Source organism: Streptomyces melanosporofaciens (genome assembly GCF_900105695.1).
Taxonomy (GTDB): Bacteria; Actinomycetota; Actinomycetes; order Streptomycetales; family Streptomycetaceae; genus Streptomyces; species Streptomyces antimycoticus.
The window spans coordinates 4,733,082-4,745,377 of sequence record NZ_FNST01000002.1 but is presented as its reverse complement, the minus strand read 5'-3'; the positions used below and the strand labels follow the sequence as shown (position 1 = coordinate 4,745,377).

Sequence of the window (12,296 nt, the reverse complement as noted above, 5' to 3'; positions counted from 1 at the left end):
TTCCCCACCTCTGGTAGGGATTCCGACCCTTTCAGGACGGGTCTGGGGCGGGCATGCATCACCCACCCGGCCACCCGAACGAGTGAACCGCATTGGGTAGTTGACCACCAACTTTGACGCGCGGCCATACCCTCCCGCCACCTTACGCGGATTGGTAAAGACCTCACCGCCCTGACAAGATGCCCACCCGCAGCTTCCCAGAAGTGTCAATCCCTCCCCAATCAGGCAGCCCGGAAACCGGCGAGGGATTTGGTACGGACCAACGCCCGCCCAGCTCACCACGGCGGCGGTGATCAACGGCGGTCCGGCAGACTGAGGGAATGCGCATCGAACTCGCGACCGCCCCCGGCGATCAGCAATATCCCAACGAGGACTACGCATCGGTAGCCCTTCCGGCCTCGGGGAGCGGCGGCGCGCTGGTGGTTCTGGACGGGGTGACTCCGCCCGCCGGCGACGACGGATGCGTACACAGCGTGAGCTGGTTCACCGCGCGGCTCGGCGGATCGCTGCTCGAACTGTCCGGTTCGCGACGGGATATGCCCCTGACACAGTGCCTCTCGGAGGCGATCACCCGAACCGCCGCGTCACATAGTTCAACGTGTGACCTTTCTCACCTTCTCACCCCGCAGGCAACCGCCGTCGCGGCGCGCTGGGACGCCGAGCGGATCGAGTATCTGGTGCTCTCCGACTCGGTGTTGCTCATCGAGCGGGCCCACGGCGGAGTGACTCCGGTACTGGACGACCGCATCGACCGGCTACGGGCCGAGGGCCGGCGGCTCGCCCCGCTGCGCAACGCGGAGGGCGGCTTCTTCACCGCCGCCGCCGACCCCGCGGTCTCCGACAAGGCGGTCGCCGGGGAGTTCCCGCGCGGCGAGGTACGGGCGCTGGCGGCGCTCACCGACGGGGCGACGCGCTGGGTGGAGCGGTTCGGCGAGGGCGACTGGGCCGAGTGCTTCGCGCTGCTGCGCAAGGAGGGCCCGCAGGCGCTGATCGACCGGGTGCGGGCGGCCGAGCACGCCGATCCGGACGGTACGGCGTTTCCGCGGGGGAAGACCCACGACGACGCGGCCGTGGTCTTCGTGGAGCCCTGACCGACGGGGGCGCCCCCGTCGGACTGCCGTGCGGGGCCGAGTAGCGCGGTTGCCACATCCGCGTCGCCGGATGCGCGGGGGTCGCCGATCCTGGCGTGTATGAGCGCCTTACTCCTGCGCCGCCCGCGCCGCTGGACCGGCATCCCCGGCCTCCTGCGCCGCACGCGCGGCCTGACCGGGGTCCTCGGCCTCCTGCTCCGCGTTCAACCGGTGCAGCAGTCTGGCGAGTTCGGCGACCTCGTTGCGCTCCCACGCGGCGAGGCGGCGGGCGTACCGCGCCCGCCGGGCGACCCGTACGGCGCGGAAGCGGCTGCGACCCTCCTCGGTCAACTCCATCAGGAAGGCGCGGCCGTCCGCCGGATCGGGCGTCCGCGTCACCAGACCGAGCCCCTCCAGAGCGCGGAGCTGACGGCTCATGGTGGCCTTTCCGACGCCCACGAAGCCCGCGAGGTCGGTGGCGCGCTGCGGACCCGCGTCCTCCAGCCGCATCAGCAGCCCATAGGCGGCGGATTCGAGCTCCGGGTGGACCTCCCGGGCCAATTCCCCCGAGGCGGCACGGGCTCTGCGGAGGAAAACCGCCAATTCGCGCTCCAGAGCCAGGAATGCATGGTCCACACCAATGCCGCCCACGGTGCCACCCGCACCCTGCTCGGGTGGCAATGCCCCGTTGTTGTGCACGTCAGAGCCCTCTCCGGGTTTTCACTTCGTGAAAGTTTCTACCACGCGCGGTTGTTACCGCAGCTCCACCAGTATTTCGCAGGATTAGACCAACGGCATCACACCCTCCCCCTTCCGTCGGCCTATCTACGCCCGTAGCGTCAGTCCTGACATGGTCATACCAATCTGACCCTCTCTCCCCCCACCGAGGCTTCGGAGGCAACGCCATGCTCGTGCACAGACCTGGTTCGGTCCGACGCGCCCTCAGCGCGCTGATCGGAATCCTCGCCGCTCTCCTCGCCATGACCATCGCTCTGCCCGGCGCGGCATTCGCCGCCCAGGGCCAGGGCGACAAGGCCATCCCCCACCCCGAGGACGACTGGGCGGGTTCACAGATACTCAAGCACGAGGGCGGATCCACGGCCGGCGAGGCGCCCACGGGGCTGCTCGCCACCGTCGAGGGCGTGGACGTCAGCAGCCACCAGGGCAATGTCAACTGGTCGACGCTGTGGAGCAGCGGGGTCCGGTTCGCCTACGTCAAGGCCACCGAGGGTACGAGCTACACCAACCCGTACTTCGCCCAGCAGTACAACGGCTCGTTCAACGTCGGCATGATCCGCGGCGCGTACCACTTCGCCCTGCCGAACAATTCGAGCGGCGCCGCCCAGGCCAACTACTTCGTGGACCACGGCGGCGGCTGGTCCAAGGACGGCAAGACGCTGCCGGGCGCGCTCGACATGGAGTACAACCCCTACGGCGCGACCTGCTACGGGCTGAGCGCCAGCGCGATGGTCAACTGGATCAAGTCCTTCAACAGCACCTACAAGGCGCGCACCGGCCGCGACCCGGTGATCTACACCTCCACGAGCTGGTGGAAGACCTGCACGGGCAACTCCGCCGCCTTCGGTGGCGTCAACCCCCTGTGGATTCCGCGCTACGGCTCGTCCGTCGGCGAGCTTCCGGCGGGCTGGGGCTTCCACACCATCTGGCAGTACACCTCGTCCGGCCCGACGGTCGGCGACCACAACAAGTTCAACGGCGCCATGGACCGGCTGCAGGCGCTCGCCAACGGCTGAGCCCGCGCCTCCTCACCCCCACATCCGGCGCGTCCGCCCTCCGGTGTACGGACAGGTCTGTCTGTACGCTGGAGGGCGTCGGTCGTCCTACGGCCAAGTCAAGGAGCATGATCATGAGCACCGCCCGCCCCTCCGCCCATGAGCGGATCCTGTCCACCGCCACCGCGCTGTTCAACGCCCATGGGGTGCGCGGTGTCGGGGTGGACCGGATCATCGCCGAGTCGGGTGTGGCCAAGGCGACGCTCTACTCCCACTTCCGCACCAAGGACGATCTGGTCCTGGCCTATCTCCACAGGTCGGACCAGCACTGGCGGGGGGCGCTGCGGGAGGCCGCCGAGACGGCCGGCGCCGATCCCCGGGACCGTCTCGTCGGAGTCTTCGACGCGCTGATCGCGACGACCGAGCGGGACGGTTTCCGCGGCTGCGCGTTCACCAGGACCGCGGGCGAGACCGAGCCGGGCACCGCCCCGCACGCCACGACGGCCGAGCACAAGCGCGCCATACGGGCCTGGCTGACCGAGCTGGCCCGGGAGGCCGGGGCCGCCGACCCCGAGCGGCTCGGCCTGCAGATCTCCGTACTCGTGGACGGGACGATGGCCGCGGCCGCGCTGGAGCCGAGGCCGGAGTTCGCGGAGGCGGCTCAGGACGCGGCGCGGGCGCTGGTCGCGGAGGCGTGCCCGGCGCGGGTGTAGCCCTCGTACACAGCGTCCGGCTCTCGTACGCAGCGCGGCTCCCGTACGTACGCGAAGGGCCCGGCCGCACCCATGAGGTGCGGCCGGACCCTTCGCCGTGTCGCGCGGCCGGGCGTGACGCGTGGCTCAGACGGCGGTCAGCTCGCGCTCCCGTATCACGCCGGAGGCCAGCAGCTCGCGATAGCGGTCCTGGTAGGCGGCGAGCTCGGCGTCGTCGAGCGTATGGGAGCCGTGCACGATGAGCGGCTCCTCGTAGCGCATCCCGGTGAGATGGGCGGTGTTGTCGAAGGGCCTGAGCAGCTCGACGACCGGGAAGCGGTGGAGCCCGTCCGGCCGGTACTGCTCCTCGGCGGAGCCCGTCGAGGTGGCGATGAGCAGCGACTTGCCGTGCAGTGAGGTGCCGCCGGTGCCGTAGGCGAAGCCGCGCAGGAACACCTCGTCCAGCCACTTCTTCAGCAGCGGTGGCGCCGAATACCAATAGAAGGGGAACTGCAGCACGATCCGGTCGTGCTGCAGCAGCAGCCGCTGCTCGCGCTCGACATCGATCCGCAGATCGGGATATTCGGCGTAGAGGTCATGGAAGGTGATCCCGTCCACCGGCCGGGCCGCCTCGGCGAGCGCGGCGTTGACGCGGGACGTGGCGAGGTTGGGGTGGGCGAGGACGAGCAGGGTGCGCGGCACGGATCCCTCCGGGACAACAGGCATGAACAGACAGGTCTGTCTGCTTCCTTTTCGAAGCTACCAGACAGACCTGTCTGGCTGCCAACGAGGCCCGGCCCCGTCCCGGGTCAGCCGCGCCCGGGCACAATCACCTGCCCCTGCGCCGTCCCTTCGACGACCTGCGCATACGCCTGAGCCACGGTCTCCGCGGGGATCCCCTCGGTGGGGTCCATGCCCAGCTTCTCCAGGGTTTCCCGCACCCATCCCGGGCAGATCGCGTTCACCCGCACGCCGCGCTCCATCTCGATCACGGCGGCTCGGACGAAGGCGTCGAGCCCCGCGTTCACCAGCGCGCCGAAGGCCCCGCCGGGGGTGGGCTTCTCGAAGACCCCACTGGTGAGGGTGATGGACCCGCCGTCGCGGAGGTGGTGGAGGGCCCGGCGTACGAGGGCGACCTGGCCCAGCAGCTTGGCGTCCAGACCGGTGGTGAACTCCTCGTCCGAGGCGTCCCCGCCGAGCGGGGTGAGCGCGCCGGAGGCGGCGCAGCAGACGACGGCGTCGACGTCCTGGACGGTCGCGAAGAGGTGGTCGAGGGTGGCGGGGTCGGCCATGTCGACGCGCACGGCGCCGGTGGCGCCGGTGCGGGAGGCCCGTACGACCTCATGCCGACCTTCGAGGGCGTCCGCCACGGCACGCCCGATGGTTCCTGTCGCTCCGATCACGATGACGTTCATGCGGCTCAGCGTGCCGGAGAGCGGGGCGCGCCGCCTGGCCCTGTGGGAACCAGGCAGCGGGGAGCGGGTCAGTCGCGGGGGAACTCGTCGGTCGTGAGCGTCAGGTCGACGACGGTGTTCGTCAGATCCACCTCACCGCCGAAGGGCACCGTTCGTTCGTTGAGGTAGGCGCCGTCCTTGGGCTCGGTGAACAGGTGGCACCTGCCGGTGTAGGGGTCAATGATCAGATAGACGGGAACCTCGGCAGTGGCGTATGCCGACTTCTTGGGGCCGTAATCATTGGCACCCGTGCGCTTTGAGATCACCTCGGCCACGAACTCGACGTCCTGATGACACCACTGGCCCTTGGAGTTCTTGACAGCTCCCTCGGCGATCAGCGTGACATCGGTCGCGAAGCCGTTGAGGTAGCCGGGATAGTCGATGCGGACATCCGACAACACGTTCACGTCCACCCCGAAGCGATCTTCGAGAGCCCGCACGATCCTACGGATGATGTACCAATGCACGTCCCGCTGCGGCGACATGAAGATGTTCCCCTCGACAATCTCAACCTTGATTCCCTCGGGGACGGGCATCTTCTCGAGCGCCTCGAACATCGCGTCCAAGGTGAGTTCGTCGCTGCTGTCGGCCATCTCGATCCTGTCAATCGCCATGACGGTCACCGTGCCGCTCCTCCCCGCCGCGAACACAGAAACCGCGGCCGGTCAGTCCAACGATACGCACGGCCGACAGGTCACGCGTGGCCCGGAATCCCGTTCGACACGGGGTTCCGGGCCACGGCGCCACCGGCAGCGTCCGTCACGCCGCTGCCGGAACCTCGGGGACGGCCGCCCGGGCGGGTTCGAGGGCCAGCTCCAGGACTCGGCGGACATCCGAGACCGGGTGGACGTCGAGCTTGTCCAGGACCTCGGCGGGGACGTCGTCCAGGTCGGGCTCGTTGCGCTTGGGGATGATCACGGTGGTCACCCCGGCCCGGTGCGCCGCCAGCAGCTTCTGCTTGACGCCGCCGATGGGCAGCACCCGCCCGGTCAGGGAGACCTCGCCCGTCATCGCCACGTCCGGGCGCACCTGGCGGCCGGAGAGCAGCGAGGCCAGGGCGGTGGTCATGGTGACGCCCGCGCTCGGGCCGTCCTTGGGGACCGCGCCCGCCGGGACGTGGAGGTGGACGCCGCGCTCCTTCAGGTCACCGACCGGCAGCTCCAGTTCCGCGCCGCGGGAGCGCAGGAAGGAGAGCGCGATCTGGGCGGACTCCTTCATGACGTCGCCGAGCTGACCGGTCAGGTTCAGCCCCGCGCCGCCCGTCTCCGGGTCGGCCAGCGACGCCTCCACGAACAGCACGTCACCACCCGCGCCCGTGACCGCGAGCCCGGTCGCCACGCCGGGGACGGCGGTGCGGCGCTCGGCCGGGTCCTGGGCGGACTCGGGGGTGTGGTGCGGCCGGCCGATCAGCGGGCGCAGCTCCTCCACACCGACGGTGAAGGGGAGCTCGCGCTCGCCGAGCTCGTGCTGGGCCGCGACCTTGCGCAGCAGCCGGGCGATCGAGCGCTCCAGGGTCCGTACGCCCGCCTCGCGGGTGTACTCGCCCGCCAGCTTGCGCAGCGCCTCGTCCGCCACCGTGACCTCGCCCGGCTCCAGGCCGGCCCGCTCGAGCTGACGGGGCAGCAGGTGGTCACGGGCGATGGTGACCTTCTCGTCCTCGGTGTAGCCGTCCAGGCGCACCAGCTCCATACGGTCCAGGAGCGCCTCCGGGATGGCCTCCAGGACGTTGGCGGTGGCGAGGAAGACCACGTCGCTCAGGTCGAGTTCGACCTCCAGGTAGTGGTCGCGGAAGGTGTGGTTCTGGGCCGGGTCCAGGACCTCCAGCAGGGCCGCGGCCGGGTCGCCGCGGAAGTCGGAGCCCACCTTGTCGATCTCGTCCAGGAGGACGACGGGGTTCATGGAGCCCGCCTCCTTGATGGCCCGGACGACCCGGCCGGGCAGCGCTCCCACGTAGGTGCGCCGGTGGCCGCGGATCTCCGCCTCGTCGCGGACGCCGCCGAGTGCGACCCGGACGAACTTCCGCCCCATCGCACGGGCGACGCTCTCGCCCAGACTGGTCTTGCCGACTCCGGGCGGGCCCACCAGGGCCAGCACCGCACCGCCGCGGCGGCCGCCGACGACGCCGAGGCCCCGGTCGGCGCGGCGCTTGCGCACCGCCAGGTACTCGGTGATCCGCTCCTTGACGTCGTCCAGGCCCGCGTGGTCGGCGTCGAGCACGGCCTTGGCGCCCTGAATGTCGTACGCGTCCTCGGTGCGCTCGTTCCAGGGCAGCTCCAGGACGGTGTCCAGCCAGGTGCGGATCCAGCTTCCCTCGGGGCTCTGGTCGCTGGACCGCTCCAGCTTGTCGACCTCCTTGAGGGCCGCCTCGCGCACCTTCTCCGGCAGATCGGCGGACTCGACCCGGGCCCGGTAGTCGTCAGCCTCGTCAGCCTCGGCCCCGGTTCCGCCGTTCAGCTCGGCGAGTTCCTTACGGACGGCTTCGAGCTGGCGCCGCAGCAGGAATTCGCGCTGCTGCTTGTCGACGCCCTCCTGGACGTCCTTGGCGATCGACTCGGCGACATCCTGCTCGGCGAGGTGGTCGCTCAGCCGGGTGACGGCGAGCTTCAGCCGGGCCACCGGGTCGGTGGTCTCCAGCAGCTCGACGCGCTGGGCCACGCTCAGGAAGGGCGAGTAGCCGGAGTTGTCGGCGAGCTGGGCGACATCGTCGATCTGCTCCACCCGGTCCACGACCTGCCAGGCGCCGCGCTTGCGCAGCCAGCTGGTGGCCAGCGCCTTGTATTCCTTGATCAGTTCGGTGACGGCACCGGGCAGCGGATCGGGCACGATCTCCTCGACCGTGGTCCCCTCCACCCACAGCGCCGCCCCGGGTCCGGTGGTCCCGGCCCCGATGCGGACGCGGCGCACACCGCGGATCAGCGCGCCCGGGTCGCCGTCGGAGAGCCGGCCCACCTGCTCGACGGTGCCGAGCGTGCCGATGCCCGCGTACGTGCCGTCGACGCGCGGCACCAGCAGCACCTTCGGCTTACCGCTTCCGCTCCCACTGGAGCGTGCGGCGGCCTGGGCGGCCTCCACCGCGGCGCGTACCTCGGTATCGGACAGGTCCAGCGGCACCACCATGCCGGGCAGCACGACCTCGTCGTCCAGAGGCAGTACGGGCAGGGTGAGCGGTGTGGACAGCGAAGCCATGATCTCCCCTTCGGCAGGCAACTTGAGTCGGCGGGACTCAAATAATCAATGCCCACTCAATGCACGGAGGGGCCTCAGGTGTTCCCAGACGCTCGTTCGCTGTGAGCGAAGCCGTCCTCGGCGGCTGCGCTGTCCTCCGAGGAGGGCCGCCACCTGGTGTTTCGCCGGACATACGGCCAGCAGACGACGCCGATCAGCAGGGCGAGCCCATGGCCCCACTCGGTGAGCGGATCGAAGTCGACGAGGCTCCCGGCAGCGAGCGCGAGGCCGATCCCGCCGAGCAGCGCCCAGCGCAGCCGGGGCACCAGCAGCCCGGCGAGCGCGGCGGCGCAGGCGATCAGGCCGTAGCTGACCCCGTAGTCGAGGCGGCGCAGCGAGCTGTCCGGGAGATGCCCGACGGCGACGGAGGCGGCCACCGGAAGCTCGGTGAGCAGCGTCGCCAGCACATGGCCGAGCAGGAACACCCCGGCGGTCCGCACCCCACCGATGCGCCGCTCCAGCGCGCCGAGTACCAGGGGAAAGACGACTAGATAGGGCGAGGTGACCCCACCCACCGCCCACAACGCGCTGACCAGCAGCGTCAGCAGCGGCCGCTGGGAGAGGTGGGACACGTCGGTGCTGGAGTCCGCGAGCAGATCGTGCACGGTGCCGGGGTCGCCGAGGCGGGCGTAGAGCCCGGTCCCGAGCAGGACGAGTGTGTAGCCGAGGGTGAACGGCACGCGGATGAGCGTGCGCGGCAGCCGGTTGAGGCGGGGCGGCTTGCTGAGGCCGACCGCTGTGGCAGCCGTAAGGCGGCCATGACCCGCCCCGGCGGCCGTAAGGCGCTCGCGCGGCTCCCCGGCCGCCGACCCCTGCGGCGTACTGGCCCCGGCGGCGGCCGGCCCGGTGCGCCCTGCCGCCCGCCGCCGACCGGCCGTGCCGACGCACGGATGAGCGGCGGCGGCCGCCTCTTGCCCACTCGGGTCACCGCCGTCCGCCACCCGCGCGCCCGGGACGGCTGGACGGCTCGCCTGGCCGCTCGGCAAGGGCCCCGCCGCCCCAGCGGCATCCGCGCCTTCGGGCTCCGCGTCCGTCGTCCCGCGTATCGATGTCGTCAACGCCCGCGCCCCTTCCTCACTCCCTCTGCACTCCGCATATCCGCGACGACGGGAACAACAACCCGGCGGCCGTGAGTCATGTCACCGTGGCGCCGGCTGTGACGCGGGCGACGTCGCGCCGCCGGACCGCCGGTGGAATCGGTTGGACCGGCGCGAGGGGCCGGCGCGAGGATGGCGGCATCAGGACCACCCCGGGAGGACCCACCCCATGCAGCCGCAACCGCAGCCGCCGTACGACCTCCACCCCGCCGACGACGACCGGCCGGTGACCGTCGACCGCCGGGAGGGTCCGTACGGCGAAGTGGTGCTGCGGCGGCGCGGTGGCGGGGAGCCGTCGGGGGACGCCGTCTTCGAGATCATCGCCAATGGGTGCTTCCTCATGGACACCTCCGACGGCCGCTCCGAGCGGCTGCTCATCCGCGCCGCGCTCGGCGCGCTGCCCGCCGACCGGCCCTCCCCCGCGCTGCTCATCGGCGGGCTCGGCGTGGGGTTTTCGCTGGTCGAGGCGGTGGCGGAGCCCCGGTGGGGGCGGATCGCGGTGGTCGAGCGGGAGGCGGCGGTGATCGACTGGCACCGCGAAGGCCCCCTGGCGGCCGTGACCGCCGGGGCGCTGGCCGATCCGCGCGCCGAGATCGTCCACGCCGATCTGGTCGCCTGGCTGCGGACCGGCCCGCAGACCCCGCGGGCCCCGCAGACCTATGACGCGCTGTGCCTGGACATCGACAACGGACCCGACTGGACCGTCACCGAGGACAACGACGGCCTCTACTCCCCCACCGGACTCGCCGCCTGCGCGGAGCGCCTCGCACCGGGCGGAGTGCTGGCCGTATGGTCGGCGCAGCCGTCACCCGCGTTCGAGGAATCTCTCCGTAATGCCGGGTTCACGCAGGTGCGTACGGAAGAGGTCACCGTTGCCCGGGGTGTTCCCGACGTCGTGCATCTTGCCGTTCGGGGCGCGTAGCAAAGCCGCGTACGCTGGCTTTACGCTTGCTTGCCTACCAAACGCGGCTGAGCGATGACCAGGCGCGAGCCGCGGGTTTCACCGGAAGACGCAGGGGCGGGCGTATGGAGCAGACTCACAACGGTCACAACGGGGCCGCCACGACCACCCCTGGCGCACAGCGCCGGGTCCTCGTCGTCGAGGACGATCCGACCATAGTGGACGCCATCGCGGCCCGGCTGCGTGCCGAGGGGTTCCAGGTCCAGACGGCGGGAGACGGTCCGGCGGCGGTCGACACGGCCGAGGCGTGGCAGCCCGATCTGCTGGTCCTCGACGTGATGCTGCCGGGCTTCGACGGCTTGGAGGTCTGCCGCCGGGTGCAGGCCCGCCGTCCGGTGCCCGTGCTGATGCTGACCGCGCGCGACGACGAGACCGACATGCTGGTGGGGCTCGGGGTCGGTGCCGACGACTACATGACCAAGCCGTTCTCCATGCGCGAACTGGCCGCGCGGGTGCATGTGCTGCTGCGGCGGGTGGAGCGGGCGGCGCTGGCCGCGCACACCCCGCGCAGCGGGATCCTGCGCCTGGGCGAGCTGGAGATCGACCACGCCCAGCGCCGGGTGCGGGTGCGCGGTTCGGATGTGCATCTGACCCCGACCGAGTTCGATCTGCTGGTCTGCCTGGCCAACACCCCGCGCGCGGTGCTCTCGCGTGAGCAGCTGCTGGCCGAGGTGTGGGACTGGGCGGACGCCTCGGGCACCCGCACCGTGGACAGCCACATCAAGGCGCTGCGCCGGAAGATCGGCGCGGAGCGGATCCGTACGGTGCACGGCGTCGGCTACGCCCTGGAGACCCCGGCGGCATGAGGAAGGGCCGCTGGGCGCGCAGGGTTCCCGAGGTCTGGCGGGTCCCCGGGGCCCGGGTTCCCAAGGTCTGCCGGATGTACGCCGGCCCCAGGGGCCGGCGGGCGTGGTCCCGCGCCACCTGGGCCCGGATCTGGGAGGCGCTGCGGCCCTTCGACCCGTACCGCTCGGTCAAGGCGGCACTGGGGGCACTGGTCATCGGCTCGGTGATCATCACCACCTGGCTGGTCTTCGCGGCGGTGCACTCCGATACCGAGCTGCGCGTGATCACCATCTTCTCGATCATCGCCTCGCTGCTGATCACCCAGTTCGTGGCCCACGGGCTGACCGCCCCGCTGGACGAGATGACCGAGGTCACCCGGGCGATGGCGAACGGCGACTACACCCGGCGGGTGCAGGCGGCGCAGCGCCGGGACGAGTTCGGCGACCTGGCGACCGCGTTCAACCGGATGGCGGCCGATCTGGAGGCGGTGGACACCCACCGCAAGGAGCTGGTCGCCAACGTCTCGCATGAGCTGCGCACCCCCATCGCGGCCCTGCGCGCCGTGCTGGAGAACGTGGTGGACGGGGTCTCGGAGGCCGACCCGGAGACCATGCGGGTCGCGCTGCGGCAGACCCAGCGCCTGGGCCGCCTGGTGGATCAGCTGCTCGATCTCTCCCGCCTCGACAACGGGGTGGTGCCGCTGCACGCGCGGCGGTTCGAGGTCTGGCCGTATCTGGCCGGAATCCTCAAGGAGGCCAGCATGGCCAAGGGCGCGGAGTCCCAATCGGGCGCGCACACCCGTACGGACGTCCACCTCAACCTGGACGTCTCGCCGCCCGAGCTGACCGCCCACGCCGACGCCGAGCGGCTGCACCAGGTGATGGCGAACCTCATCGACAACGCGGTCAAGCACAGCCCGGCGCACGGCCGGGTGACCGTGCGGGCCCGGCGCGGTGACGGCGGCCCGGAAAGCCTGGAGCTGGAGGTGCTGGACGAGGGTCCCGGCATCCCGGAAGCGGAACGGCACCGGGTCTTCGAGCGGTTCAACCGGGGCGGGCTCTCCCCCGACAGTGCGGCGGCCGGGGGCCGCCGCCCGGGCCCGCCCAGCGACGGCGGCACCGGTCTGGGGCTGGCGATCGCGCGCTGGGCGGTGGACCTGCACGGCGGGCGGATAGGCGTGGCGGAGTCCCCGCGCGGCTGCCGGATCAAGGTCAGCCTCCCCGGACCGGCCCCGGAATCCAAACCGGCCATCCCCTGAGATCAAAGGTGAAGTAAAGT

At 71.2% G+C, this 12,296-nt stretch carries 12 protein-coding genes; 6 read left to right on the top strand and 6 right to left on the bottom strand.

The genetic code is table 11. The features are described 5' to 3' along the window. Positions 1–320: 320 nt before the first annotated feature. Positions 321–1,091 carry a protein phosphatase 2C domain-containing protein gene (locus BLV72_RS23415; protein WP_093464635.1) on the top strand — a complete coding sequence of 257 codons (771 nt, stop codon included), beginning with the start codon at positions 321–323 and terminating at the stop codon, positions 1,089–1,091. A 108-nt stretch (positions 1,092–1,199) separates the two neighbouring features. Here the strand turns inward: BLV72_RS23415 and BLV72_RS23410 are convergent, their stop codons facing one another. Then, positions 1,200–1,769 (bottom strand): MarR family winged helix-turn-helix transcriptional regulator, encoded by a 570-nt coding sequence (locus tag BLV72_RS23410; protein ID WP_093464633.1) that lies wholly within the window; start codon positions 1,767–1,769, stop codon positions 1,200–1,202. A 206-nt stretch (positions 1,770–1,975) separates the two neighbouring features. On the opposite strand from BLV72_RS23410, the gene BLV72_RS23405 reads away from it, so the two are divergent. Beyond that, positions 1,976–2,824, top strand: coding sequence for a lysozyme (locus BLV72_RS23405; RefSeq protein ID WP_093464632.1), 849 nt, complete (start codon positions 1,976–1,978; stop codon positions 2,822–2,824). 113 nt (positions 2,825–2,937) lie between these two features. Next, entirely contained in the window at positions 2,938–3,516 is a 579-nt protein-coding gene (locus BLV72_RS51095) for a TetR/AcrR family transcriptional regulator (RefSeq protein WP_093470500.1), read from the top strand. 126 nt (positions 3,517–3,642) lie between these two features. Here the strand turns inward: BLV72_RS51095 and BLV72_RS23395 are convergent, their stop codons facing one another. The 5 genes from BLV72_RS23395 to BLV72_RS50045 form a co-directional block, all read right to left on the bottom strand. Next, entirely contained in the window at positions 3,643–4,197 is a 555-nt protein-coding gene (locus BLV72_RS23395; RefSeq protein WP_093464630.1) for an NAD(P)H-dependent oxidoreductase, read from the bottom strand. 107 nt (positions 4,198–4,304) lie between these two features. Next, positions 4,305–4,910 (bottom strand): short chain dehydrogenase, encoded by a 606-nt coding sequence (locus BLV72_RS23390; protein ID WP_093464628.1) that lies wholly within the window; start codon positions 4,908–4,910, stop codon positions 4,305–4,307. Positions 4,911–4,978: 68 nt separating this feature from the next. Continuing rightward, a complete protein-coding gene (locus BLV72_RS23385; RefSeq protein WP_093464627.1) occupies positions 4,979–5,572 on the bottom strand; it encodes a Uma2 family endonuclease in 594 nt (197 codons plus the stop codon). A 136-nt stretch (positions 5,573–5,708) separates the two neighbouring features. Continuing rightward, positions 5,709–8,135 carry an endopeptidase La gene (gene lon / locus BLV72_RS23380; RefSeq protein ID WP_093464626.1) on the bottom strand — a complete coding sequence of 809 codons (2,427 nt, stop codon included), beginning with the start codon at positions 8,133–8,135 and terminating at the stop codon, positions 5,709–5,711. Between the two features lie 74 nt (positions 8,136–8,209). Further along, entirely contained in the window at positions 8,210–9,232 is a 1,023-nt protein-coding gene (locus BLV72_RS50045; protein ID WP_244320921.1) for a rhomboid-like protein, read from the bottom strand. A 208-nt stretch (positions 9,233–9,440) separates the two neighbouring features. Here BLV72_RS50045 and BLV72_RS23370 point away from each other — a divergent pair, with 208 nt between their 5' ends. The 3 genes from BLV72_RS23370 to BLV72_RS23360 all read left to right on the top strand — a co-directional run bounded on the left by BLV72_RS23370 (position 9,441) and on the right by BLV72_RS23360 (position 12,276). Next, positions 9,441–10,193: a spermidine synthase family protein gene (locus tag BLV72_RS23370; protein ID WP_093464624.1), complete on the top strand. Its 753-nt coding sequence runs from the start codon at positions 9,441–9,443 to the stop codon at positions 10,191–10,193. A 104-nt stretch (positions 10,194–10,297) separates the two neighbouring features. Then, positions 10,298–11,038, top strand: coding sequence for a response regulator transcription factor (locus tag BLV72_RS23365; protein ID WP_086709713.1), 741 nt, complete (start codon positions 10,298–10,300; stop codon positions 11,036–11,038). 74 nt (positions 11,039–11,112) lie between these two features. Next, positions 11,113–12,276 (top strand): HAMP domain-containing sensor histidine kinase, encoded by a 1,164-nt coding sequence (locus tag BLV72_RS23360; protein ID WP_093470499.1) that lies wholly within the window; start codon positions 11,113–11,115, stop codon positions 12,274–12,276. The last annotated feature ends 20 nt before the right edge of the window (positions 12,277–12,296 follow it).

Excerpts from the sequence above, each read along its gene's own strand:
- BLV72_RS23405 (WP_093464632.1), top strand. The coding sequence starts at position 1,976 with ATGCTCGTGCACAGACCTGGTTCGGTCCGACGCGCCCTCAGCGCGCTG.
- BLV72_RS23390 (WP_093464628.1), bottom strand. The coding sequence starts at position 4,910 with ATGAACGTCATCGTGATCGGAGCGACAGGAACCATCGGGCGTGCCGTG.
- BLV72_RS51095 (WP_093470500.1), top strand. The coding sequence starts at position 2,938 with ATGAGCACCGCCCGCCCCTCCGCCCATGAGCGGATCCTGTCCACCGCC.
- BLV72_RS23365 (WP_086709713.1), top strand. The coding sequence starts at position 10,298 with ATGGAGCAGACTCACAACGGTCACAACGGGGCCGCCACGACCACCCCT.
- lon (WP_093464626.1), bottom strand. The coding sequence starts at position 8,135 with ATGGCTTCGCTGTCCACACCGCTCACCCTGCCCGTACTGCCTCTGGAC.
- BLV72_RS23370 (WP_093464624.1), top strand. The coding sequence starts at position 9,441 with ATGCAGCCGCAACCGCAGCCGCCGTACGACCTCCACCCCGCCGACGAC.
- BLV72_RS23360 (WP_093470499.1), top strand. The coding sequence starts at position 11,113 with ATGTACGCCGGCCCCAGGGGCCGGCGGGCGTGGTCCCGCGCCACCTGG.
- BLV72_RS23415 (WP_093464635.1), top strand. The coding sequence starts at position 321 with ATGCGCATCGAACTCGCGACCGCCCCCGGCGATCAGCAATATCCCAAC.